Origin of the sequence: Enterobacter sp. RHBSTW-00318 (genome assembly GCF_014101375.1) — a bacterium.
GTDB lineage: Bacteria > Pseudomonadota > Gammaproteobacteria > Enterobacterales > Enterobacteriaceae > Enterobacter > Enterobacter ludwigii.
This window is the reverse complement of sequence record NZ_JABXQH010000001.1, coordinates 3651825-3674493: the sequence shown is the minus strand read 5'-3', so window position 1 is coordinate 3674493 and position 22669 is coordinate 3651825. Positions and strand designations below refer to the sequence as shown.

At 56.6% G+C, this 22669-nt stretch carries 19 protein-coding genes; 8 read left to right on the top strand and 11 right to left on the bottom strand.

What is annotated here, in order from left to right:
- Nucleotides 1-900: an AraC family transcriptional regulator gene (locus HV157_RS18190; protein WP_020883659.1), complete on the bottom strand. Its 900-nt coding sequence runs from the start codon at nucleotides 898-900 to the stop codon at nucleotides 1-3.
- Between the two features lie 195 nt (nucleotides 901-1095).
- Between HV157_RS18190 and yqhD the strand changes: the two genes are divergently transcribed.
- Complete coding sequence (gene yqhD, locus HV157_RS18185) at nucleotides 1096-2259, top strand: alcohol dehydrogenase (RefSeq protein WP_182378526.1); 1164 nt, start codon at nucleotides 1096-1098, stop codon at nucleotides 2257-2259.
- Nucleotides 2260-2364: 105 nt separating this feature from the next.
- Entirely contained in the window at nucleotides 2365-3192 is an 828-nt protein-coding gene (dkgA, locus tag HV157_RS18180; protein ID WP_182268794.1) for a 2,5-didehydrogluconate reductase DkgA, read from the top strand.
- Between the two features lie 35 nt (nucleotides 3193-3227).
- Here dkgA and HV157_RS18175 read toward each other — a convergent pair whose 3' ends face one another.
- Nucleotides 3228-5399 carry a YgiQ family radical SAM protein gene (locus tag HV157_RS18175; RefSeq protein ID WP_014171618.1) on the bottom strand — a complete coding sequence of 724 codons (2172 nt, stop codon included), beginning with the start codon at nucleotides 5397-5399 and terminating at the stop codon, nucleotides 3228-3230.
- A 200-nt stretch (nucleotides 5400-5599) separates the two neighbouring features.
- Here HV157_RS18175 and HV157_RS18170 point away from each other — a divergent pair, with 200 nt between their 5' ends.
- Nucleotides 5600-7075: a TrkH family potassium uptake protein gene (locus HV157_RS18170; protein WP_014171619.1), complete on the top strand. Its 1476-nt coding sequence runs from the start codon at nucleotides 5600-5602 to the stop codon at nucleotides 7073-7075.
- Between the two features lie 33 nt (nucleotides 7076-7108).
- Here HV157_RS18170 and ftsP read toward each other — a convergent pair whose 3' ends face one another.
- From ftsP to HV157_RS18150, 4 genes are all read right to left on the bottom strand, one after another.
- The gene (ftsP, locus tag HV157_RS18165) at nucleotides 7109-8521 is read right to left on the bottom strand and encodes a cell division protein FtsP (protein WP_020883655.1); all 1413 of its coding nucleotides are present in this window, start codon (nucleotides 8519-8521) and stop codon (nucleotides 7109-7111) included.
- A 59-nt stretch (nucleotides 8522-8580) separates the two neighbouring features.
- Nucleotides 8581-9318: a 1-acylglycerol-3-phosphate O-acyltransferase gene (gene plsC, locus HV157_RS18160; RefSeq protein WP_020883654.1), complete on the bottom strand. Its 738-nt coding sequence runs from the start codon at nucleotides 9316-9318 to the stop codon at nucleotides 8581-8583.
- Nucleotides 9319-9482: 164 nt separating this feature from the next.
- Entirely contained in the window at nucleotides 9483-11741 is a 2259-nt protein-coding gene (parC, locus tag HV157_RS18155; protein WP_014171622.1) for a DNA topoisomerase IV subunit A, read from the bottom strand.
- A 118-nt stretch (nucleotides 11742-11859) separates the two neighbouring features.
- A complete protein-coding gene (locus tag HV157_RS18150; protein WP_020883653.1) occupies nucleotides 11860-12261 on the bottom strand; it encodes a NirD/YgiW/YdeI family stress tolerance protein in 402 nt (133 codons plus the stop codon).
- Between the two features lie 138 nt (nucleotides 12262-12399).
- Here HV157_RS18150 and qseB point away from each other — a divergent pair, with 138 nt between their 5' ends.
- The 4 genes from qseB (at nucleotide 12400) to HV157_RS18130 (ending at nucleotide 15437) form a co-directional block, all read left to right on the top strand.
- Complete coding sequence (gene qseB, locus HV157_RS18145; RefSeq protein WP_014171624.1) at nucleotides 12400-13059, top strand: quorum sensing response regulator transcription factor QseB; 660 nt, start codon at nucleotides 12400-12402, stop codon at nucleotides 13057-13059.
- A complete protein-coding gene (gene qseC / locus HV157_RS18140; protein ID WP_014171625.1) occupies nucleotides 13056-14405 on the top strand; it encodes a quorum sensing histidine kinase QseC in 1350 nt (449 codons plus the stop codon). The genes qseB and qseC overlap by 4 nt, the downstream gene beginning before the upstream one ends.
- Before the next feature lie 105 nt (nucleotides 14406-14510).
- Nucleotides 14511-15092 (top strand): NAD(P)H-dependent oxidoreductase, encoded by a 582-nt coding sequence (locus tag HV157_RS18135; RefSeq protein ID WP_014171626.1) that lies wholly within the window; start codon nucleotides 14511-14513, stop codon nucleotides 15090-15092.
- 30 nt (nucleotides 15093-15122) lie between these two features.
- On the top strand, nucleotides 15123-15437 hold the full coding sequence (locus tag HV157_RS18130; protein ID WP_014171627.1) for a putative quinol monooxygenase: 315 nt from the start codon (nucleotides 15123-15125) through the stop codon (nucleotides 15435-15437).
- 58 nt (nucleotides 15438-15495) lie between these two features.
- On the opposite strand, the gene HV157_RS18125 is transcribed toward HV157_RS18130, so the two are convergent.
- Genes HV157_RS18125 through HV157_RS18115 form a run of 3 tightly spaced genes read right to left on the bottom strand, consistent with a single transcriptional unit; the run spans nucleotide 15496 to nucleotide 19823 of the window.
- On the bottom strand, nucleotides 15496-16683 hold the full coding sequence (locus tag HV157_RS18125; protein ID WP_020883650.1) for a glycoside hydrolase family 88 protein: 1188 nt from the start codon (nucleotides 16681-16683) through the stop codon (nucleotides 15496-15498).
- Nucleotides 16684-16710: 27 nt separating this feature from the next.
- Nucleotides 16711-17976, bottom strand: coding sequence for an oligosaccharide MFS transporter (locus tag HV157_RS18120; protein WP_025203155.1), 1266 nt, complete (start codon nucleotides 17974-17976; stop codon nucleotides 16711-16713).
- A gap of 32 nt (nucleotides 17977-18008) precedes the next feature.
- Nucleotides 18009-19823, bottom strand: a complete 1815-nt coding sequence (locus HV157_RS18115) for a DUF2264 domain-containing protein (RefSeq protein ID WP_182268793.1) — start codon at nucleotides 19821-19823, stop codon at nucleotides 18009-18011.
- Between the two features lie 166 nt (nucleotides 19824-19989).
- Here HV157_RS18115 and HV157_RS18110 point away from each other — a divergent pair, with 166 nt between their 5' ends.
- Complete coding sequence (locus HV157_RS18110; protein ID WP_014171631.1) at nucleotides 19990-20829, top strand: AraC family transcriptional regulator; 840 nt, start codon at nucleotides 19990-19992, stop codon at nucleotides 20827-20829.
- 5 nt (nucleotides 20830-20834) lie between these two features.
- Here HV157_RS18110 and HV157_RS18105 read toward each other — a convergent pair whose 3' ends face one another.
- Nucleotides 20835-21722 carry a MurR/RpiR family transcriptional regulator gene (locus tag HV157_RS18105; protein WP_014171632.1) on the bottom strand — a complete coding sequence of 296 codons (888 nt, stop codon included), beginning with the start codon at nucleotides 21720-21722 and terminating at the stop codon, nucleotides 20835-20837.
- A complete protein-coding gene (locus HV157_RS18100; protein ID WP_182268792.1) occupies nucleotides 21719-22669 on the bottom strand; it encodes an iron-siderophore ABC transporter substrate-binding protein in 951 nt (316 codons plus the stop codon). Before HV157_RS18100 ends, HV157_RS18105 begins: the two co-directional genes overlap by 4 nt.

The window sequence follows — 22669 nt, the reverse complement described above, 5'->3', positions numbered from 1 at the left end:
TCAGGTCCCCTGCATCATTCTGATGCGCGACGCATCTTCCCCCGGCGTGACGCCGAAGTAACGCTTAAACTCCCGGCTAAACTGCGACGCACTTTCATAGCCCACCCGCATCGCCGCCGCGCTGGCCTTCATGCCGTCGTGGATCATCAGCATACGAGCCTTATGCAGCCGATAGGTTTTGAGATACTGCAGCGGCGAGGTGCTGGTCACCGACTTAAAATTATGATGAAACGCCGAGACGCTCATGTTTGCTTCCGCCGCCAGCTGGTCAACGCTCAGGTTTTCCGTGTACTGGCTTTCGATACGCTTGAGCACCCGGCTAATCAGGCTGAAGTGCGTCTGGCGGCTGACCAGCGCGAGTAATGCCCCACCGCCCGGCCCCAGCAGCACATGGTAAAGAATTTCGCGGATAATCTGTTTGCCCAGGATGCGTGCATCCAGCGGCCGTTCCATAACGTCGAGCAGACGCTCAATGGCGCAGAGGATCTCCTCGGATAACGTCGCGGAGTTAATCCCGCTCGCGGGCATCGACGGCCGGAACAATGCGTCCTCGCCAATCTCCATCAGCAGTTCCTGCAGCTGTAGGATATCAACATTTAAACGAATGCCCGCCAGCGGTACCGCTTCTGTCGCGAAAGTTTCACATTCAAAGGGTAAAGGTACTGTGAGCAGAAGATATTCATTGGTGTCATACCGGAACACGCGCTCATTGATATAGCCAATTTTATGGCCTGAAAAGAGAAAAACGATGCCCGGCTGGTACATGACCGGTGTGCGTGTCCCTGGCTGCGTCCCATACAGAAGACGAATGTCAGGCAACATGTCACCGACGCCATTTTCTTTATCAATCAGTCTTTTAATCTGCGCAGTAAGCTGAAGGCAGATCGCTTCACGGTTCATTTTACGTTACTCCGGCTACGGTTTCCGACGTTAACAGTGTGCGCAGTTTACCGTGTTTTCTCCAGCGCTCTGTAGAAATGGGCAAGACATCGGCAGGAATGTGCATTGAGAGGATAGCCCCGGACGGCCACAATGTGCAGCATCAGGTAGCCTTCAGCGCCACCACGGTTTTTCACCCACATAAGGGAACGAGCAATGAATAATTTTAATCTCCACACCCCAACCCGCATTCTGTTTGGTAAAGGCGCTATCGCCGACCTGCGCGCACAGATCCCTGCTGACGCCCGCGTACTGATCACCTACGGTGGCGGCAGCGTGAAAAAAACCGGCGTACTGGATCAGGTTTACAGCGCGCTGGAAGGTCTGGACGTGCGTGAGTTCGGCGGTATCGAGCCTAACCCGTCTTATGAAACACTGATGAACGCGGTCAAAATCGCCCGTGATGAAAAAGTCACCTTCCTGCTGGCAGTCGGCGGCGGCTCCGTCCTGGACGGCACCAAATTCATCGCCGCTGCGGCGCACTACGCGGACGGTATTGACCCGTGGCACATTCTGGAAACCCGCGGCAGCGATATCAAAAGCGCGATCCCAATGGGTTCCGTGCTGACCCTGCCCGCGACCGGTTCTGAATCCAACAAAGGTGCCGTTATCTCCCGTAAAACCACGGGTGATAAGCAGGCCTTTATGAACGATCACGTTCAGCCTGTATTCGCCATCCTCGATCCGGTTTACACCTACACCCTGCCTGCACGTCAGGTCGCGAACGGTGTGGTCGATGCGTTTGTGCACACCGTTGAGCAGTACGTTACCTACCCGGTAGATGCCAAAATTCAGGATCGCTTCGCGGAAGGCATTCTGCTGACGCTGATTGAAGACGGCCCGAAAGCGCTGAAAGAGCCGGAAAACTACGATGTGCGCGCCAACGTGATGTGGGCGGCAACCCAGGCGCTGAACGGTCTGATCGGTGCCGATGTGCCGCAGGACTGGGCAACCCATATGCTGGGCCACGAACTGACGGCCATGCACGGTCTGGATCACGCGCAAACGCTGGCCGTCGTCCTGCCTGCACTGTGGAACGAAAAACGTGATACCAAACGCGCCAAACTGCTGCAGTATGCTGAGCGCGTGTGGAACATCACCGAAGGTTCTGACGATGCGCGTATCGACGCGGCTATCGAAGCAACCCGCAGCTTCTTTGAAGGTCTGGGCGTGCCAACGCGTCTGTCCGGCTATGGTCTGGATGGCAGCTCCATCCCTGCCCTGCTGGCGAAACTTGAAGAACACGGTATGACCCAGTTGGGTGAGCACGGCGACATTACGCTGGAAGTGAGCCGTCGTATCTACGAAGCGGCACGCTAAGCGTTTTTGACATCCCGCCTTTCGTTTTTTGACATTTCGTCCAGACTTAATGCACATCACATCGTCGGGGGTTCCCTCCGACGATGAGCACCTGAAGGAGGAAAAATGGCAAACCAAACCGTAATCAAGCTGCAGGATGGCAACGTGATGCCCCAACTGGGGCTAGGTGTATGGAAAGCCGGTAACGACGAGGTCGTCTCCGCCATTCATAAAGCACTGGAAGTCGGCTATCGGTCGATTGATACCGCCGCCGCGTACAAAAATGAGGACGGCGTGGGTAAGGCACTGGCCAGCGCTGGCATGTCCCGCGACGACCTTTTCATTACCACCAAACTGTGGAACGACGATCAAAAACGCCCCCGCGAAGCCTTGCAGGAGAGTCTGGACAAACTCCAGCTCGATTTCGTCGATCTCTATCTGATGCACTGGCCAGTCCCGGCTATCGATCACTATGTTGACGCCTGGAAAGGGATAATTGAGCTACAGCAGGCAGGGCTGGTGAAAAGCATCGGCGTGTGTAATTTCCAGGTTCACCACCTGCAGCGCCTGATTGACGAGACGGGCGTCGCGCCGGTTATCAACCAGATTGAGCTGCACCCGCTGATGCAGCAGCGTCAGCTTCACGCCTGGAACGCCACGCACAAGATCCAGACCGAGTCCTGGAGCCCGCTGGCACAGGGCGGTGAAGGGGTGTTCGACCAGAAAATTATTCGCGATCTCGCGGATAAATACGGCAAGACGCCGGCGCAAATCGTTATTCGCTGGCATCTGGATAACGGCCTGGTGGTGATCCCGAAATCGGTCACGCCATCGCGTATCGCTGAGAATTTCGACGTCTGGGATTTCCGCCTGGATAAAGATGAACTGAGTGAAATTGCGAAGCTGGACAAGGGCAAGCGTTTAGGCCCTGATCCCGATCAGTTTGGCGGGTGAATAAAAAAACCCCGGCTCGCCGGGGTTTTTATTTTTTACGCTTTACGTTTCACGGGTTTCTTCGCAGTAGCGTTACCGTTTGAACGCTGATGCACAATCGGCGTGTGCTTGGTCAATGCCGGGCGCGTATGGCGGTTCTGGCGGCGCGCTTCACGCATCTCGTCAAGCGTAGGCGCAGGCACCAGGCAGTCGCGGCGCGAACCGATCAGATGCTTTTTACCCATATCTTCCAGCGCCTGACGGATCAGCGGCCAGTTAGCCGGATCGTGGTAGCGCAGCAGTGCTTTATGCAGACGGCGCTGTTTATCCCCTTTCGGCACCACCACATCTTCACTCTTATAGCCAATTTTACCCAGCGGGTTCTTGCCGGTGTAATACATGGTCGTTGAGTTCGCGAGCGGTGATGGATAGAAGTTCTGCACCTGATCCAGACGGAAGCGACGCTGTTTCAGCCACAGCGCCAGGTTCACCATGTCCTCATCGCGCGTGCCAGGGTGCGCGGAGATGAAGTATGGGATCAGATACTGCTCTTTACCCGCCTGCTTCGAGTAGGTGTCAAACAGCTCTTTAAAGCGATCGTAGCTGCCCATACCCGGCTTCATCATCTTGGACAGCGGGCCTTCTTCGGTATGCTCAGGGGCAATTTTCAGGTAGCCACCCACGTGATGCGTCGCCAGCTCTTTGATGTAGCGCGGATCTTCCACGGCAATATCGTAACGCACCCCGGAAGCGATCAGGATCTTCTTGATCCCTTTCAGGTCACGTGCACGACGATAAAGGTTGATCGTCGGTTCATGGTTGGTATCCATGTGCTGACAGATATCCGGGTACACGCACGACAGACGACGGCAGGTCTGTTCCGCGCGCGGTGACTTACAGCGCAGCATGTACATGTTCGCAGTCGGGCCGCCCAGATCGGAGATCACCCCGGTGAAGCCAGGCACGGTATCGCGAATGGCTTCGATCTCATTGATGATCGAATCTTCGGAGCGACTCTGAATAATGCGCCCTTCATGCTCGGTAATGGAACAGAAGGAGCAGCCGCCGAAGCAGCCGCGCATGATGTTTATTGAGAAACGGATCATTTCATACGCCGGGATTCGGCTCTCGCCGTATGCCGGATGCGGCACGCGTTTGTACGGCAGCGCGAAGACGCTGTCCATCTCTTCGGTGGAAAGCGGGATTGCCGGCGGGTTGATCCAGATAAAGCGCTCGCCGTGCTTTTGCATCAGCGCACGCGCGCAGCCCGGGTTGGTTTCGTGGTGCAGAATACGGGACGCATGCGCGTAGAGCACTTTATCGGCTTTGACCTTCTCAAAGGAAGGCAGCAGCACGTAGGTTTTTTCCCACGGTTTCGGGCGCGGTGGCTGAACAACGATAGCTTTCGTTTCGGCTTTCTTTGGCTCTACCGGCTTGTTATCCGCACACGGCAGATCGTCGCCGTACGGGTGCGGGATCGGGTCGATTTTACCCGGCATATCAATGATACGGGAATCCACCCCGCTCCAGCCCGGCAGCGCCTCTTTCACCATGATCGCCGTGTTGCGCACGTCGCGGATGCTGCTCACCGGCTCACCCTGTGAGAGACGGTGCGCCACTTCCACCAGCGGACGTTCACCGTTACCGTAAATCAGCATATCGGCTTTGGAATCCACCAGCACCGAACGGCGCACGGTGTCTGACCAGTAGTCGTAGTGCGCGGTACGGCGCAAACTCGCCTCGATGCCGCCCAGGATAACCGGCACGTCTTTCCAGGCTTCTTTGCAGCGTTGGGTGTAGACCAGCGTCGCGCGGTCAGGACGTTTACCCGCGACGTTATCCGGCGTGTAGGCATCGTCATGACGCAGCTTACGGTCGGCGGTATAGCGGTTGATCATCGAGTCCATGTTGCCTGCGGTCACGCCGAAGAACAGGTTGGGTTTCCCCAGACGCATAAAGTCGTCTTTGCTGTTCCAGTCAGGCTGGGCGATGATCCCCACACGGAAGCCCTGCGCTTCAAGCATACGGCCACAGATAGCCATGCCAAAGCTCGGGTGGTCGACATAGGCATCGCCCGTCACCAGAATGATATCGCAGCTGTCCCAGCCCAGTTGGTCCATCTCTTCCCGGGACATCGGCAGGAACGGCGCCGGTCCAAAGCAGGCCGCCCAGTACTGGGGCCAGGAGAAGAGGTCACGATCCGGCTGGATCAGGGAAATTGCGCTCATAGTGCTTCCGAAGAAAAAATAGACAAAAGGAGCGGGATTATACGCTGTTAGTCCGCCGGATTTGAAGAAAAGGATGCAAGAAGTAAACAGAAAATCCAGGAAGCCGTTAAAATACAGCGCACTGTTAATTTTGGATCATAATATCCACTATATCTTGCGGTAATCAGTTACCGGGATGCATTCTGGCACGGAGTTTCTTTGTGAAGTTCAACGATTCGTTACATGTGTCCCAGCTGCGGGTTGTGCTTCACCTCTGCGGTTTTCTGGTTCTTCTGTACAGCCTGTCCATGCTGCCGCCGATGGTTATCGCCCTGCTGAATAAAGAGCGAACCTACTTTGCTTTTTTAACCACCTTTTTGACCTTTTTCACCCTTGGCGGACTCACCTGGCGGGCAACACGTCATTCCGGTATACAGCTGCGCACCCGTGACGGTTTCGTGATTATCGTTCTGTTCTGGCTGCTGTTTTCATTGATTAGCGCCATGCCGTTATGGATGGATGACGGTCTGCAACTCTCCTTTTCCGATGCGCTCTTTGAAGGGGTCTCAGGGATCACCACCACCGGGGCGACGGTGATTGGAGACGTCAGTGCCCTGCCGAAGTCGTACCTTTATTACCGCGCTCAGCTCAATTTCATTGGCGGATTAGGGGTCATCGTACTGGCCGTCGCGGTCCTGCCGCTGCTCGGTATCGGTGGCATGAAGCTGTATCAGTCGGAAATGCCTGGGCCGTTTAAGGAGGAACGCCTGACGCCCCGACTCGCCGATACCGCGCGTACGCTGTGGGTAACCTATCTGGCGCTGGGACTGGTCTGCACGCTGGCGTACTGGCTGGCGGGCATGCCCTTTTTTGACGCCGTCTGTCACGGGCTTTCCACCGTCTCCTTGGGTGGGTTTTCAACCCGAAGTGAGAGCATCGGGTTTTACGACAGCCACGCGATTGAGCTTGTCGCCGGGGCTTTTTCACTGCTTTCCGCGTTTAACTTTACCCTCTGGTATGTCGTCATCGCGCGCCGCACGCTGAAACCGATTCGGCGCAGCCCGGAGGTGAAATTCTTTCTCGGTGCCGCCACCGTCATTATCGCCATCACCGCCTGGCAGGTGTGGCACGCGGGGATGTACAACGGTACCGACAGCCTGGTACATGCCTTCTTTCTGGCCAGCTCCATGATGACCGACAACGGTCTTTCGACGGCCGATTACGCTCACTGGCCTCCCCACACCATTTTCCTGCTGTTGAGCGCCAGCTTTTTTGGCGGCTGCGTCGGCTCTACCTGCGGCGGGATCAAAGCGCTGCGTTTTCTCATCATGTTTAAGCAGTGTATTCAGGAGATGAATCAACTTGCGCATCCGCGCGCGCTGCTGAGTATTAAGGTCGGCAAAAGCGTCGTGAATGAACGCGTTCTGCGCTCGGTGTGGAGCTTCTTTTTTCTCTACGTGATGATAACGGGCTTTTTCGTCTGGGCGCTGAACCTGCTGGGATACGATCTGTTCACGTCATTTGCCACCGTTGCGGCCTGTATTAACAATATGGGGCTGGGGTTCGGCGAAACGGCGTCAACCTTCGGAACGCTAAAAGACGAGGCCAAGCTGTTGATGTGTGCGGCGATGATTATGGGGCGTCTGGAAATTTATCCGGTACTGATCCTGTGCTCACGCTTTTTCTGGCGGGCATAAAAATTCCCGGCGAACCGGGAATCGTATCGTGGTTTAGGGTGCCGGGTTGACCAGCATCTGGCCGACGGAACCCCTGTCCATCATCTCCAGCGTCTGGCTGTGGAACAGGAACGGGAAGTGCGGCCACGAAGGCTGTCCGTAGTAGACCAGCAGTTCGACCTGCCCATCCACCCAGACGGTATCCTTCCAGCCCCTGTCTTCGGGGAACGGCATCGCGCCATTGACGTTGCGGATCAGGAAACTCACCCCTTCGATATGGAACGACTGCGGCATGTCCGAGCGAACCGTCCAGCGCTCCCAGGTACCCTGCTGCGCGGTAATATCGATACGGTTAACGTCCCACAGCGTGCCGTTGATCCCCGGATCGTCGCCCAGGCTGATATCGCGGCTGCGCACCGGCGAACCGCTCATGATCTCCTGCGGTAGCAGGCGCATCGGCAGGCTGTCGGTCACCAACGGCAGCAGGCCGGTAGGACGCAGGGTCAGCACCAGGGTGGAGACCAGAATACTCGACGGCTCAAAGAAACCGCGAATGCGGTCCACAATGCTGGCCGCTTCGCCACAGGTGATCGACACCTCATCACCGTTGGTCATATCAATAAGGATTTCGCGGCGTTCGCCTGGCGACAGCGCCAGCTGCTTCACGGAAACCGGGGCCGGTAAAAAGCCCTGGTCGCCGGAGATGACGTGTAGCGCGCGGCCATCGCTCATTTGCAGCTGGTAGCGGCGCGAGTTAGAGGCGTTCAGCAGACGCAGACGTACCCATCCGCGCGACACTTCGACATACGGACTTTGCGCGCCGTTAACCAGCAGCGTATCGCCAACGAAGCCACCGCTGCCCGGCTCGCTGTATTCCGGCGTGCCGAAATTATCCAGCCGTTTGTCCTGAATAATGACCGGAAAATCATCCACGCCATAGTGGTTCGGGATTGGCAGGGATTTACTGATTTCATCTTCCACCAGCCACATGCCGGCCAGGCCGTTATACACCTGCTGGGCCGTGCGGTTAGGGGTATTGGCATGATACCAGAGCGTCGCCGCGCTCTGACGAATTGGCAGAACGGGCGCCCAGTCAGCGTTAGGCGACATCATGCGTGCCGCGCCGCCAAGCAGCGGGCCAGGCACCTGTAAACCACTGATGGTCATGGCGACATTTTCTGTCGTACGGTTACTGTAGATCAGCTTAACGTCATCGCCATTCCACACGCGTATGGTCGGCCCAAGGTAACGCCCGTTAATGCCCCACACCGGCGCACGCGTGCCCTGGGTAAAGGACCAGTGGCTGCGCTGTAGCGTCAGGAAAAGCGGCTGCCCGCGACGGGATTCTATTAACGGCGGAATGGGCAGCGGCTGTTGCTGCCCGGCGGCGTTGGCTGTCAGCGGCAGCGCACCCGCACAAAGGGCGATCCCGGAAGCCTGAATAAACTGACGCCGACTGAATGACATATAAGCTCCATCTGAAACGACTAACAACGCGGGAATTCGTTTTCCCTTTTAACGCCGGCTTACTTCTTACCGGCGGCTTCTCTCTCTGCGACTTCTTTGTCGAGCAGCGCAATATGCTGAGCCATCAGTTCACGGCAGTGTGCTGCCAGCTCGCGAACCTGATCTTTACCGTATTTGCTGGTATCCACCGGCGGCAGCATTTCGACAATCACCAGCCCGTTATTCAGGCGGTTAAGATTAATCTTATTAGAAGTATTGGAAACACACACAGGAATAATTGGAACACCTGCCGCAATTGCAGCATGAAACGCACCGGTTTTGAACGGCAGCAGGCCACGGCCACGGCTGCGCGTCCCTTCCGGGAACATCCATATTGAGATCCTGCGCTTTTTGAAGTGATTAACCACTTCAGCAATAGTGCTGTGCGCTTTCGCGCGGTTGTTACGGTCAATCAGCAGGTTACCGGTCAGCCAGTACAGCTGGCCGAAAAAAGGGATCCACAGCAGGCTCTTTTTGCCGACGGTCACGGTCGGTGGCAGAACAATGTTGGAGGCCGTCACCATATCGTAGTTGTTCTGATGGTTAGCGATAAAGATGGCGTTACCGAAGTTCTCAGCCCCTTCCGGCAGGCGTTTTTCAACCTTCAGGCCAAACAGCGGCGCAAGGCGGCCGAACATATGGCCGAAGGTGGCGACATGTTTCGGATTGCGCGGACTGAACAGGCAATAAATAGAGCCGAAAATACAGACCAGAATGCAGTAAATAATGGTAAGAATTAAACGAACAATGAATAGCATAGCGACCTCTGAAGCCCTGACAGCTGACAATTATACTTCACCTGTGGCCAGGTAAGGACTTTATTACGAGCGCGTATTGTTAATCGCAACGCACGAATTAACAACGATTTTACGGGAAATTTTATTGAAATTCCCCCTCCGGAACAGAGGGGGAGATAACGGCGTTACTCTTCGCTGTCGCCCGCGGTACTGCGCGCAGGAGAGTCAATCTCCACGCGGTCAATACGCTGCAGGCCGCGCATCAGCGAGCCGCGTCGACCGCGCTCGCCCACCACTTTCTGCAACTCTTCCGGACGAAGCTTGATTTTACGTTTGCCGACATGAATGGTCAGCGTGCTCTGCGGCGGCAGAATAAAGAGGTGCGCCAGACCATCTACCCCTTTCGCCGCTTCCGCTGACGGGATGCTGATGATCTTGTTGCCCTTGCCTTTTGACAATTCCGGCAGGTCGCTGACCGGGAACATCAGCATACGTCCGGCGGCAGTGATCGCCAGCAGCATATCGCTATCGTTTTCCACCACCAGCGGCGGCATCACATGCGCGTTGTCAGGCAGGCTGATCAGCGCCTTACCGGCACGGTTGCGGGAAACAAGATCGTTAAAGGTACAGATAAAGCCGTACCCCGCGTCAGACGCCAGCAGCAGTTTCTGGTCATCGGCTTCCATCAGCATATGGTCAACCGTCGCACCCGGCGGCAGCGTCAGCTTACCGGTAAGCGGTTCGCCCTGTCCGCGGGCAGAAGGCAGCGTGATCGGGTCGATGGCGTAGCTGCGCCCCGTCGAGTCGATAAAGGCGACCGGCTGGTTGCTCTTACCTTTCACGGCGGCTTTAAAGCTATCGCCCGCCTTGTAGCTCAACCCTGGCGCGTCGATATCGTGACCTTTAGCACTGCGCACCCAGCCGCTCTGAGACAGCACAATGGTGACCGGCTCTGATGGCTGCATGTCGTGCTCATTCATCGCCTTCGCTTCTTCGCGCTCATGCAGCGGAGAACGACGGTCGTCACCGAATGCATCGGCGTCAGCCTGCAGCTCTTTCTTAAGCAGGTTGTTCATCTTGCGTTCGGACGCGAGGATCGCCTGCAGCTGATCGCGCTCTTTTTCCAGTTCGTTCTGCTCACCGCGGATCTTCATCTCTTCGAGTTTGGCGAGATGACGCAGTTTCAGCTCAAGGATTGCTTCGGCCTGGGTTTCACTGATGCCAAAGCGCGACATCAGCGCCGGCTTCGGCTCGTCCTCGGAACGGATTATCTCAATAACTTCGTCGATATTGAGGAACGCCACCAGCAAACCTTCAAGGATGTGCAGGCGTTTAAGCACTTTTTCCAGTCGATAGTTCAGACGGCGGCGAACGGTATCGCGGCGGAACGTCAGCCATTCGCTCAGGATCTCCAGCAGGTTTTTCACTGCCGGACGACCGTCGAGGCCGATCATGTTCAGGTTGATGCGGTAGCTTTTTTCCAGATCGGTGGTGGCAAACAGGTGGTTCATCACCTGCTCCATGTCCACGCGGTTGGAACGCGGCACGATCACCAGACGCGTCGGGTTCTCGTGGTCGGATTCGTCGCGCAGGTCATCCACCATCGGCAGCTTTTTATTGCGCATCTGGGAGGCAATCTGCTCCAGTACTTTCGCGCCGGAGACCTGGTGCGGCAGCGCGGTGATGACCACTGCGCCGTCCTCTTTGGTCCACACCGCACGCATGCGCACGGAGCCGCGACCGTTCTGGTAGATTTTGCGGATTTCCGCGCGCGAGGTGATGATTTCGGCCTCGGTCGGGTAGTCCGGCCCCTGCACGATATCCAGCAGATCGTCCAGCGTGGTCTTCGGCTGTTCAATCAGGGTGATGGCGGCTTTCGCCACTTCACGCAGGTTGTGCGGCGGAATGTCCGTCGCCATACCCACCGCGATACCGGTAGTGCCGTTCAGCAGGATGTTCGGCAGACGCGCAGGCAGCATTTTCGGCTCCTGCATCGTACCGTCGAAGTTTGGCACCCAGTCCACGGTTCCCTGACCCAGCTCGCCCAGCAGCACTTCAGCATAGCGGGAGAGACGGGATTCGGTATAACGCATCGCTGCGAAGGATTTCGGATCGTCCGGCGCCCCCCAGTTCCCCTGACCATCCACCAGCGGATAACGGTAAGAGAACGGCTGTGCCATCAGCACCATCGCTTCATAACAGGCGCTGTCGCCGTGCGGATGGTATTTACCCAGTACGTCACCGACGGTACGGGCAGATTTTTTGAACTTGGCGGTCGCATTCAGCCCCAGCTCGGACATCGCATAGACGATGCGGCGCTGAACGGGCTTCAGGCCATCCCCGATAAACGGCAACGCCCTGTCCATGATGACGTACATGGAGTAGTTCAGGTAGGCGTTTTCCGTGAATTCATGTAGCGCGAGGCGCTCTGCCATATCGCTCATTATGTGTGATTCCTCAACTCAGAAACCGAAAGGTTTCAGGCAATATTGCCGCAGATACTACCTTATCTGGCGTGTTGAGTCACAAAGAAAAAGGGCCGCATCCGCGGCCCTTTCGGGGTTATTTGTTCAGTTTGATAACCTGCTTCACGTCGATTTCAAAATCGTTCCACTCTTTATCGACTTTACCCTGGATTTCCACCTTATCCTGCGGGGTTACGGTCACGCCGTTCCAGCGCTTGTGGTCAATCTCCACGTTAACCGTACCGGTCTCATCGCGGAAGGTGTAGCGGTCATCAGACAGGCGCTGAGTGATGTTCCCGCGCAGCTTCACCCAGCTGTCGTCCTTCATGTCCTTCACTTTCACCGCGGTGGTGAGGTTCGCGTCATTATCGACAAAACCGCCCGCCTGCGTCTGGGCCTGGGTTTGTGCGGCAGAGGGGCCGTTAAATCCGCCCTGTGCAGCAAAAACAGGGGCAGTGGTCATCATCATGATGGCGGCAATCGCAGCGAATTTTTTCATATTAACTCTCCCTTTAATGTGGTTTCGCAGTCCATTTAACAGGGTAAACCTTAACAACTTCTTAAGGGAAAAATTTATTTATTATTACTGTACAGCAGGCTGATGCAGAGGGTTTACTGACGTTATCAAGGAGGGAACATGCGCATTTTACTGGTTGAAGACGACAAGTTGATCGGCGATGGCATCAAAGCGGGGTTAAGCAAAATGGGCTTTAGCGTGGACTGGTTCACCGACGGAAAAACCGGCCAGACCGCGCTTCATTCTGCACCGTATGATGCCGTAGTGCTGGATCTGACGCTGCCGGAAATCGACGGACTGGATATTCTGCGCGCCTGGCGCGAAAGCGGACGCCGCGAGCCAGTATTGATTCTGACGGCGCGGGATGCGTTGAACCAGCGTGTCGAAGGGCTGCGTCTGGGGGCGGATGATTACCTGTGCAAGCCCTTTGCACTGATCGAAGTGGCTGCCCGCCTTGAGGCGCTGGTGCGCCGAAGCCACGGCCAGACCCGCAGCGAGTTGCACCACGGAAAGGTCACGCTCGATCCCTCCAGTCTCGTGGCCACGCTGGACGGCGAAACGCTGACGCTCAAGCCGAAAGAGTTCGCCCTGCTGGAGCTGCTGATGCGTAACGCGGGCCGCGTGCTGCCGCGCAAGCTGATCGAGGAAAAGCTCTACACCTGGGACGACGACGTCTCCAGCAACGCCGTTGAAGTCCACGTCCACCATCTTCGTCGTAAACTGGGCAGCGAATTTATCCGCACCGTGCACGGTATCGGCTATACCCTGGGTGACGCATGAAACTGACCCAACGCCTGAGCCTGAAGCTGCGCCTGACGCTCCTCTTTTTAGTGCTGTCGCTGACGGCGTGGTTTGCCGCAAGCCTGGTCGCCTGGCAGCAGACCACCCACACGCTGGATAAGCTGTTCGATACGCAGCAGATGCTGTTTGCCAAACGGCTGTTGACCATGGATCTGGATGAGATCCGGGCCCCCGAACGGATGCGTGAGATCCCCAAAAAAGCGAAGCATGGTCGTCTGGATGACGACGCGCTGGCCTTCGCCATCTACGCCACCGACGGCAAGATGATGTTAAATGACGGCGAAAACGGGCGGGACATTCCGTACCACTATCGCCGTGACGGGTTTGATAATGGACGGCTACAGGGCGACAACGACGAGTGGCGTTTTTTATGGCTCACCTCACCCGACGGGAAGTACCGCGTGGTGGTCGGCCAGGAGTGGGAGTATCGCCAGGAGATGGCGGTAGATGTGGTCAGCTCCCAGTTGACCCCGTGGCTGGTGGCGCTGCCTCTGATGCTGCTGTTGCTGATCGTTCTGCTGAGCCGGGAACTGAAACCGTTAAAAAAACTGGCGCAGACCCTGCGCTCCCGCTCACCGGATGCCACCGACGCGCTCCCGACTCAGGGGGTTCCCACTGAAGTGCGCCCGCTGCTCGACTCGCTGAACCATCTGTTCACGCGAACCCAGGAGATGATGACCCGCGAGCGTCGTTTTACCTCAGATGCCGCGCACGAGCTACGCAGCCCTCTCGCGGCCCTGAAGGTGCAAACCGACGTGGCGCAACTGTATCAGGACGATCCGCAGGCGCAGCAAAAAGCGCTGGCGCAGCTGCATGCGGGTATCGATCGCGCATCCCGGCTGGTGGATCAGCTCCTTACGCTGTCGCGTCTGGACTCGCTGGATAACCTCGACGATATCGAACCGATCGTGATGGCCGATCTCCTGCAGTCGGCGGTGCTGGATATCTGGCATCCGGCACAGCAGGCCGGGATTGATATTCGTCTGAACATTCATGCCCCACAGGTCACACGTCAGGGCCAGCCGCTGCTGCTGAGCCTGCTGGTGCGTAACCTGCTGGACAACGCCGTGCGTTATAGCCCGCATGGCAGCGTGGTGGACGTCACGCTGGACACCCGGCGTTTTACCGTGCGTGACACCGGCCCCGGCGTTTCCACCGATGCGCTGGCGCGTATTGGCGAGCGTTTTTATCGCCCACCGGGACAGGATGCAACGGGTAGCGGCCTGGGGTTATCTATCGTCAGGCGCATTGCCGCCCTGCATGGTATGCGCGTCGCGCTGGGCAATGCGGCAGAAGGTGGCTTCGAAGTGAAGGTCAGCTGGTAAGGGATTATTGCGTTTAATGCAAAAGACTTTGCACATTTTGCTCATTTAACCGCATCGCTCGCGCGCGTAAAATCCTCGCCATACTTTCATCTTCGAGGACACCTCATGAGCAACATTCTGATTATCAACGGTGCAAAAGAATTTGCGCACTCTAAAGGCCAACTGAATGACACCCTGACCGAGGTCGCGGACGGTTTTCTGCGCGACGCCGGGCATGATGTTAAGGTCGTGCGCGCGGACAGCGATTACGATGTCAACGCGGAAGTGCAGAATTTCCTGTGGGCTGACGTGATTATCTGGCAGATGCCTGGCTGGTGGATGGGCGCCCCCTGGACCGTGAAAAAATACATGGATGATGTCTTCACCGAAGGCCATGGCGCACTGTACGCCAGCGACGGTCGCACCCGCTCCGACGCATCCAAAAAATACGGTTCTGGCGGCCTGATTCAGGGCAAAAAATATATGCTTTCCCTGACCTGGAACGCACCACTGGAAGCGTTCACCGAGAAAGATCAGTTCTTCGAAGGGGTGGGCGTTGACGGCGCGTATCTGCCGTTCCACAAAGCTAACCAGTTCCTCGGAATGACGCCGCTGCCAACCTTTATCGTGAACGACGTCATCAAAATGCCTGACGTCCCGCGCTATATCGCAGAATATCGCAAGCATCTCGCGGAAATTTTTGCTTAACTGGTAACCTGGAATTAGAAGGAGTTAACCATGCTTACTGTTATTGCTGAAATCCGTACTCGTCCAGGCCAACATCACCGCCAGGCGGTGCTGGATGAGTTCGTGAAAATTATCCCCACTGTACTGAAGGAAGAAGGCTGCCACGGCTACGCGCCGATGGTCGACGCCACCACTACCGCCAGCTTCCAGGCTACGGCCCCAGACTCGATCATTATGATTGAGCAGTGGGAAACCGTGGCCCATCTTGAAGCCCACCTGCAGACCGCGCACATGAAAGCGTGGAGCGACGCGGTGAAGGGCGATGTGCTGGAAACGCATATCCGCATTCTGGAGCAAGGGGTGTAAGTTTACCCTGTTCCTGATTCCTGCCCTCCCCCTTCCGGGAGAGGGTCAGGGAGGCATATTACCAGTACAACTTCCAGCTTTGGGTAAACCTGACCAACGCCTCCACGTAGAAGTAGTCTCCCCAGCTCGCGCATTCGTCCACGCCTTTATTGCTTGCCAGATGATAAACGGAGTGCTTCAGCAGCCCAGTGCCCTTCTCATCTTTGCCCATCAGGTAGTGTTTCGTCAGTGACGACATCATTCCTTTTGCCCATTCAGAATACCGCTCGCGATCCGGGTCGGTCACCGGCAGGTGCTTCACCAGCTCCAGCAGGCCACATACCGCAATCGCCGCCGAGGACGCGTCGCGTAGCGCATCCGTGCCGACCAGCGCCAGATCCCAGTGGCAGACGTAATCTTCCGGCAGACGGTTGAGGAAGTAGTTCGCCAGCCGTTTCGACAGGGCAATCATCGTCGCATCACCGGTATAGATGTAGCTCAACAGGAAGCCGTAAATTCCCCACGCCTGCCCGCGCGACCAGCAGGAGTCATCGGCATAGCCTTGCTGAGTATTGCCGTAGCGCGGCGCGCCGGTGTGCACATCCATATAGTAGGTGTGGAACGTTGAGGCATCTTCACGGATAAGGTACCTCGCTGCCTGCATCACGTGTGCTTTGGCGGCATCGGCAAAGCGCGGATCGCCCGTCTGTTCGCTCGCCCAGTAGAGCAACGGCAGGTTCATATTACAGTCGATAATCATCCGCCCGGCCTGTTCCGGGTCAGCCAGATCGCCCCACGCCTGAATAATTTTTGCCTTCTCGTGGAAGCGCTCCAGCAGCGCCTCCGCCGCCAGCAGCGAGAAGCCACGCGCCTCACGGTTACCGGTCAGTCGCCAGGCCGCCACGCAGGAGAGCGTATACAAAAAGCCCAGATCGTGGGTGTTAGTGTCGTGGCGCCCGGCGATACGCAGGCCAAACGAGCGCACATGTTTTTCCGCCATCGCGCGGAATTTCGCTTCGCCGCTCATCTCCCACGCCAGCCACAGCTGCCCGGTCCAGAAGCTGGTGGTCCACTCCACGTTGTCGGTCAGCGGATAAAAACCCTGCTGGCAGGTTTCCGCCGGGAACTGCTCACCAAACGCCGTTAAATGGCGGCTAATCAGCGCGAGGACATGGTCGCGCGCTGAACTCAGTTCATCGCGGAATACGCGCGAATCAACGGGCACGGGGATAGCGGGCAGGCGTTCCTCTGCGATACGACTTAACATATTTCGGTTCCTTCTTTGACGGCTTAATTATCGTGATGAGGGTTCTGCTACGTTCAGCGCGCGGGGGCCGCGCCATTTACTCTGGCAGGCAGATAACGTAAAGGCAGAAATAAACGTGAAGATCAGCGCCGTGGCGCCCATGATGATATAGGTGTTCTCGAAACCAATGCGGTCATACATATAGCCGGCAGGCGACGAGACCACAACATTGCCGACATACAGCATCGCCTGATATCCCAGCAAATACATGGTGGCGTTAACGCGCTTATCGAAATGTTCGGCAATATATTTAAAGACGGAGACCAGCAGCAGACAAATTTCCAGACCGTACAGCGGCTTAAGAATGGAAATTAACAGATGTGAATCACACAGACCGGAAATAATCAGACGCGCACCGACCACCAGCCCGACAATTAACAGCCCACGTTTGGCGCCAATAGCGTTCACCAGCAGCGGGATCACCATATACATGACAAACTCCATTCCCGACTGCACGGTCCCCAGATAACCAAACACCGCATTGCCCTGGTGAATATCATCAAAGAAGGTCACGAAATAGCGCGAAAACTGCTGCTCGGCGATAAACATCATCCACGCCACACCGGCCACGTACAGACAGAAGGCCCAGAATTTACGGTTACGCAGCAGCGCGTAAACGTCTGACGGGGCAATTTTCTCTTTCGTCAGCACTTCGCCGGCATGTGCGGAGTTAGTGTTCACTTTCAGGCTCAACAGGACAATCAACATCACCACCGATGCCACGCTGCCCATAATAAAGTTATACGCTGGCGAGAGATTAAACAGCAGGCCGGAGAAGGAGGACGCCACTGCCCAGCCAAGGGAGCCCCACATCCGGATCTGACCAAACTCCATACCGTTTAAACGGCTAAAACGGTCAGAATAGGATTCGCACGCCGCCACGCCCGCATACCAGGCAAAGCTTAAATAGAGTGCGCCAATAATAATCCCCAGCAGCGTGTTGGACATTAACAGCGGCTGATAGACATAAATAAAGAACGGCGCCATCAGGGCAGACATTGCCACCACAAAATAGAGCAGGTATTTGCTCATGCCGATCTTATCGAGAATATAGCCATAGATGGGCTTCAGAATGACGGAGAAAATCCCGTTCACCGCAAATACGGTACCAATCACCGAACCACTGAGGTTCGCTTTCTGGCCTAACCAGATAGCCAGCAGGCCAATACTGGCAGACCAGGTAAAGAAATAGAGAAATATAAAACTGCTGATTTTGTAATATTCAGTTCTGTTTGTTGTAGCGGTCTTTTTCATATCATCCTCGCCGACGTGTAGGGTCAGAGTTTTTATAATGAGAACGACAGCTGTCGCTCACTGCCGGGCTCGCGGATAACAACCCGGTTCTCGCTGATATTCAGTTGTGGGACTGCCATAACCGGCTGGCTTTCGCCGGCGACGGCGGCACAACAGAGCCAGCTCTCCCCCTGCGCAAGCGTGGTTTTCAACAGCGGAATGGCAGCGCATTCCGGGAACATAATGCTGCTGTTCGGCGGTGTGACGATGCTGTCCGGTTCACGGTTAACCACCGGAGAGAGATCGACCAGCACGCTGGTGCCGTTACCGGCGACAAGCCAGCATCCGTTCTCACGGATCTGCGGTTCGGTGTTCATCACCGCAAAACCGCCCTCCGCCGTATTCAGTCGACGGGCGCTGTTGATACGGTGCAGGCGCAGGTGCCACTCACCAAACGGCACTTGCCAGGTTTCGATATGGACGTCATGCCACGGAGACCAGCGTGAGTAGAGATAATCGTCAGTGATCCGCACCGCTTCACATTCGCGGCGCCCGCGGAAATAGTTATCCCCGTCTGCCAGCAGCAGCATGGAGTCGCAGGCGGCATGTTTCAGGCCAAACCGTCCGCGCTCAATCGTGAAACCAAAGCGGCTGGAGTAGGCAAATTTGGTGTATTTGGCTTCCGTATTCACATAGTTATTCAGCTCAAGCTGCCCGGCGGTAAGCATAGTGACGTGCTGCGACTGACCGGCATGCATCAGGATCTGCTGTGCATGCGGGATGACGCGTTTTTCCGCAAGCGCGGGCAGCGGCTGCTCTTCAGCCTGCCAGAACGGATGGTCCTCCGGCATAGCCAGAATCAGGTAGGTTTTCAGCGCCCAGTATGGCGAGCCGGGGGCGTTATAGTCCTCACACATCGCCAGGTTCGGATAAGCAAAACCGAGGGTCAGAATGCCGTCCCGATCGGTGATGGGCTGTTGCTGCCACCAGCGCAGATGGCGCAGCACGATGCCCTTCACAATCCCCGGCGTGAACACCTCCAGACCGGAAAAGGCGACGGCACTCCAGAAGGCGACCATTGCAAAGCGATAGGTCAGGCTGCGACCAAACGGTACCGAGGCACCGTCGGCGGCTGACCAGTAGATAAAGTCTTCGGCGAACAGACGCGAACGCGCTCGCAGCACCTGCGCCCTCTCCTCGTCACCGCTCAGGGTGGCGTAAATCAGGCCGTAGAAATGGAATGCCATCGAGATGTAATAGTCTTTCGGCCGCCCCGGCCCGTCGGAATACCAGCCATCGCCAAGGTAATAGGCCTCCATCATCGCAAACCGTCGGTCAATCGCCGTCTGGTCATACGGCAGCCCGGCGCGCTTAAAACCGAGCTGCACCATAATGGCAAAGTAGTTCCAGTTGCTGTCCGGCATTTGCGCATGGGCGCTCTGGTTGAGCCATGCGTGCAGGTTTATGACCTCGCGCCCGGTGAAGTGCGCGGTGAGTTTATCCCCCAGCAGGGCAAGCCCCAGACCGTAGGCCGCCATCTCGACCAGACGCTGATCGTAGGGGCCGGTTTCGCCCCAGTAACCGTCACTGTGCGGATCGGTGCCGAGTTTGATCGCGGTAAGGTATTTTTCGCAAAAGGGGCTGGCATCGCCGGATGCCAGCAGCGGAAACAGCCCCCATAGCGCACGTGAGAGTCCCTCCATCTGCGCGATATCCGTGCTGTAATGCGCACAGGTTTCACCCAGCGAAAATCGTGAACTGCCCGGCGCAAACGCTTTATCCAGCGCACTCAACAGAGTATTCAGTGACGCCACGATATCCTGGCGTGAAGACAACGGATTTGATTTTTCTTTATTTGCCGCCCACATACGCTCACCCTCGTAATCAACTGCGGCAAAGCATAGTGAATCCACACGGGGCAGAAATGTTAGCCATGTCACAGCTAAGAGCGATGAATAAACCCACAGTTAAGAAAATTTAAAAAGGTGGTTTATAAAGAGATTCTGACGGGAAAAAGTTGAGTTTTATTGCACTATGCGCGACACGCCAACATCCGATCATCTGGAGCTGATTACTTTAAATGACACCGTGGTGTCGTTTAGCCGCCTGTTCGCCAATACGGTGCGCTACCACCACTGGCATCAGTGTCTGGAAATTCTCTATGTGGAAGAAGGCTTTGGCGTGGCGATTGTCGATAACCGTCACTACACCATGCGCCCCGGGCGGCTGTTTTTCTTCCCACCGTTTACCCTGCATAAGGTGATGGTGGACGAGAAGGCAGAGGCCCTTTACAGGCGCACCATTATTCATCTCGACCAGCATGCCGTACTGAAAACCCTGCGTGATTTTCCGCAGGCTCAGCAGCGTCTGCAGAAGCTGTCTCGTCGTGGTGGCGAGGCCTGGGTCGCTGACCTGGCGCATTGCCAGAAGCATATCGATTATCTTCTTGGCTGTTATCAGCCGCCGCTGAACAGCGAAAACATTGCCGGGCTGTTGATTAGCCTGTTTGCCATGCTGCCAGATGATAACGACGGTGCCCCGGGGAGCAGTCAGGGCGTGGCAAGCCAGGTGATGTTCTGGCTGGATGAGCACTATCGGGAGAAATTTCGCCTGGATGCGCTGGCGGCTGAGCTGGGAAAATCACGCAGCTATGTATCGCGAAAATTCCATGCGGAAACAGGCGAGAAGATCCACGACTATCTGAATACGCTACGGCTGCGAAAAGCCTGCGAGTACTTGCTGCACAGCAATGCCAGCGTGCGTGAGATTGCCGCGCGGGTGGGATTTTCCGACGTGACGTGGTTTATCAGCGCCTTTAAAAAAGGGATTGGCGAGACGCCGCTGCAGTACCGGAAAAATCATGGCGCGGCGTGAACCCCTCACCCGCTCTTCTTGCCCGGTTTTAACCCGCGATGAAATTCGTTAATGCGCTTCATCGACCTGATGGTGCGCTGGGGCTCCGTTGACGCTACAGATAAAATGATCATCTCCAGACACAGCAGCACCGTGCCGTGGAGCGGAATTTTGCCCTTTTCACCGCCGCGCGGAACGTGGATCACCACGCTGGCCTCTTTGCTGAAGCGCGAGTCCGTAGCATTGGTCAGCAATATCGTGGGAATACCCAGTCGTTTCGCTTCACGCAGCGTGGTTTGTCCTTCCCGGTGGGCCGATTTTTGCGCCATCATCACCAGCACGTCGCCGCGCTGTAAGGCAATCAACTGCTCTGCCAGACCAATGCCGGTGCGGTTGAGTGCAATAGCGGGCAGGCCGATACGGCTGAACAGCCGGGAAGTGTACTCGGCCAGAATGCCGGAAGCCCCAATCCCAAAGATCGCGACCTGACGTGCCTGCGCCAGCAACGACACCGCCTGCGCCATTGCGTAGCGGTTGTGCGGCTCGGATAGCACGTCACAGGTATGCTGATGCCCTTCCAGCACAAAATCGATGCTCGCGTTCACGTCGCTGGTGAGCGTATTCACCGTGGTGGACATTTTTTCGCTGGAGGAGACCACCGGCCCAAACCACTGCTCCAGAGTCTGCTTCAGGTCACGCAGCCCGGCAAAGCCAAGAGCCTGAATGGCGCGTACCACCGTAGCGTCCGAGGTTTTCAGCAACGCGGCAATCTCCATCGCCGTCTGCTCCATCACCGCTTCGCGGTTTTCATTGATGTAACGCGCAACCTGCAGCAGGCGCGGCGTGAGCTGGTGCCCCCGCGAGCGAAAGCGGTCGCCATAGACATCAACCCGGGCTTTGTCTTTTCTGATCACTGTGACGCCTCCGGCAGCGGTCGACCGGCAATCTGCGACTGCACCTGGGCGGCCATCAGGCCTAAGGAGGCAAAGGAGTTCGAGATGGCCTCTTCACGGGAGATCAGTATGTAGTGGCCGGTGCGACAGGCATTGAGGAACTGACACCAGCCAGGCATCACGGCATCCATCGCTGCCAGCTCATCCTGCGGTTTGCCGCCGGTATCCCCGCGCCAGGTGGCAAAGACAAAATCTGCATCCAGCTCGGGCAGACGCTCGGCGCTGACGTCAATTCGACCGCCGTCAGGGATGGACTCAATCAGCGGCGGGAATGTGAATCCTGCGTCGCGCAGCACGCGCCCCAGCGAGTGGTAGCTGTGCATGGCGTTGATTTTGCCCTGGTTGGCCTGTATCACCGACACGGTGATGTTGCGGGTGTCGATGGTCGCTTTCAGGGCGTTAATCTGCTCCTGATAGCGACGTTCAAGGATCTTCAGCCGGGCTTCAGTGCCCGTGAGCTGTGCCAGCTTGCGGTAGATCTCCGGCGCGCCGCCATTGAGATGATCGATACTCACCGTCGGGGCAATTTTCTCCAGCTGTTCAACCGGCGTGTTACGGGTCGGTTCGGTGATGATCAGATCCGGCTTTGCAGCGGCGATGGCCTCGATGTCGATATCCGCGGAGCCGATAAATTTGATGTCGGCGTTATCAAAATCAACGCCCGTCAGCATGCCGCTGGCGCGCAGAAAATGGCTACCGTCCGGCCGCGTGCGCCCGTGGCTTGCCACTGGCGGCACGCCGAGCTCAATCAGCGGAATGGTGATATCCAGATCGTGCAGCGAGACAATCCGCTTTGGGTGAAGGGGCACAGTCACCTTGCGGTTCAGATCGTCGGTAAACGTCTGCGTCGGCTCCGCCGCACTCACGGTAAACCCCACCAGCAACAACATCGAAAAAAGTATACGCAT

Excerpts from the sequence above, each read along its gene's own strand:
- HV157_RS18100 (WP_182268792.1), bottom strand. The coding sequence starts at position 22,669 with ATGCGTATACTTTTTTCGATGTTGTTGCTGGTGGGGTTTACCGTGAGT.
- qseC (WP_014171625.1), top strand. The coding sequence starts at position 13,056 with ATGAAACTGACCCAACGCCTGAGCCTGAAGCTGCGCCTGACGCTCCTC.
- HV157_RS18190 (WP_020883659.1), bottom strand. The coding sequence starts at position 900 with ATGAACCGTGAAGCGATCTGCCTTCAGCTTACTGCGCAGATTAAAAGA.
- HV157_RS18135 (WP_014171626.1), top strand. The coding sequence starts at position 14,511 with ATGAGCAACATTCTGATTATCAACGGTGCAAAAGAATTTGCGCACTCT.
- HV157_RS18120 (WP_025203155.1), bottom strand. The coding sequence starts at position 17,976 with ATGAAAAAGACCGCTACAACAAACAGAACTGAATATTACAAAATCAGC.
- HV157_RS18175 (WP_014171618.1), bottom strand. The coding sequence starts at position 5,399 with ATGAGCGCAATTTCCCTGATCCAGCCGGATCGTGACCTCTTCTCCTGG.
- dkgA (WP_182268794.1), top strand. The coding sequence starts at position 2,365 with ATGGCAAACCAAACCGTAATCAAGCTGCAGGATGGCAACGTGATGCCC.
- qseB (WP_014171624.1), top strand. The coding sequence starts at position 12,400 with ATGCGCATTTTACTGGTTGAAGACGACAAGTTGATCGGCGATGGCATC.
- plsC (WP_020883654.1), bottom strand. The coding sequence starts at position 9,318 with ATGCTATTCATTGTTCGTTTAATTCTTACCATTATTTACTGCATTCTG.
- HV157_RS18130 (WP_014171627.1), top strand. The coding sequence starts at position 15,123 with ATGCTTACTGTTATTGCTGAAATCCGTACTCGTCCAGGCCAACATCAC.
- yqhD (WP_182378526.1), top strand. The coding sequence starts at position 1,096 with ATGAATAATTTTAATCTCCACACCCCAACCCGCATTCTGTTTGGTAAA.
- HV157_RS18115 (WP_182268793.1), bottom strand. The coding sequence starts at position 19,823 with ATGTGGGCGGCAAATAAAGAAAAATCAAATCCGTTGTCTTCACGCCAG.
- ftsP (WP_020883655.1), bottom strand. The coding sequence starts at position 8,521 with ATGTCATTCAGTCGGCGTCAGTTTATTCAGGCTTCCGGGATCGCCCTT.
- HV157_RS18125 (WP_020883650.1), bottom strand. The coding sequence starts at position 16,683 with ATGTTAAGTCGTATCGCAGAGGAACGCCTGCCCGCTATCCCCGTGCCC.
- parC (WP_014171622.1), bottom strand. The coding sequence starts at position 11,741 with ATGAGCGATATGGCAGAGCGCCTCGCGCTACATGAATTCACGGAAAAC.
- HV157_RS18150 (WP_020883653.1), bottom strand. The coding sequence starts at position 12,261 with ATGAAAAAATTCGCTGCGATTGCCGCCATCATGATGATGACCACTGCC.
- HV157_RS18110 (WP_014171631.1), top strand. The coding sequence starts at position 19,990 with ATGCGCGACACGCCAACATCCGATCATCTGGAGCTGATTACTTTAAAT.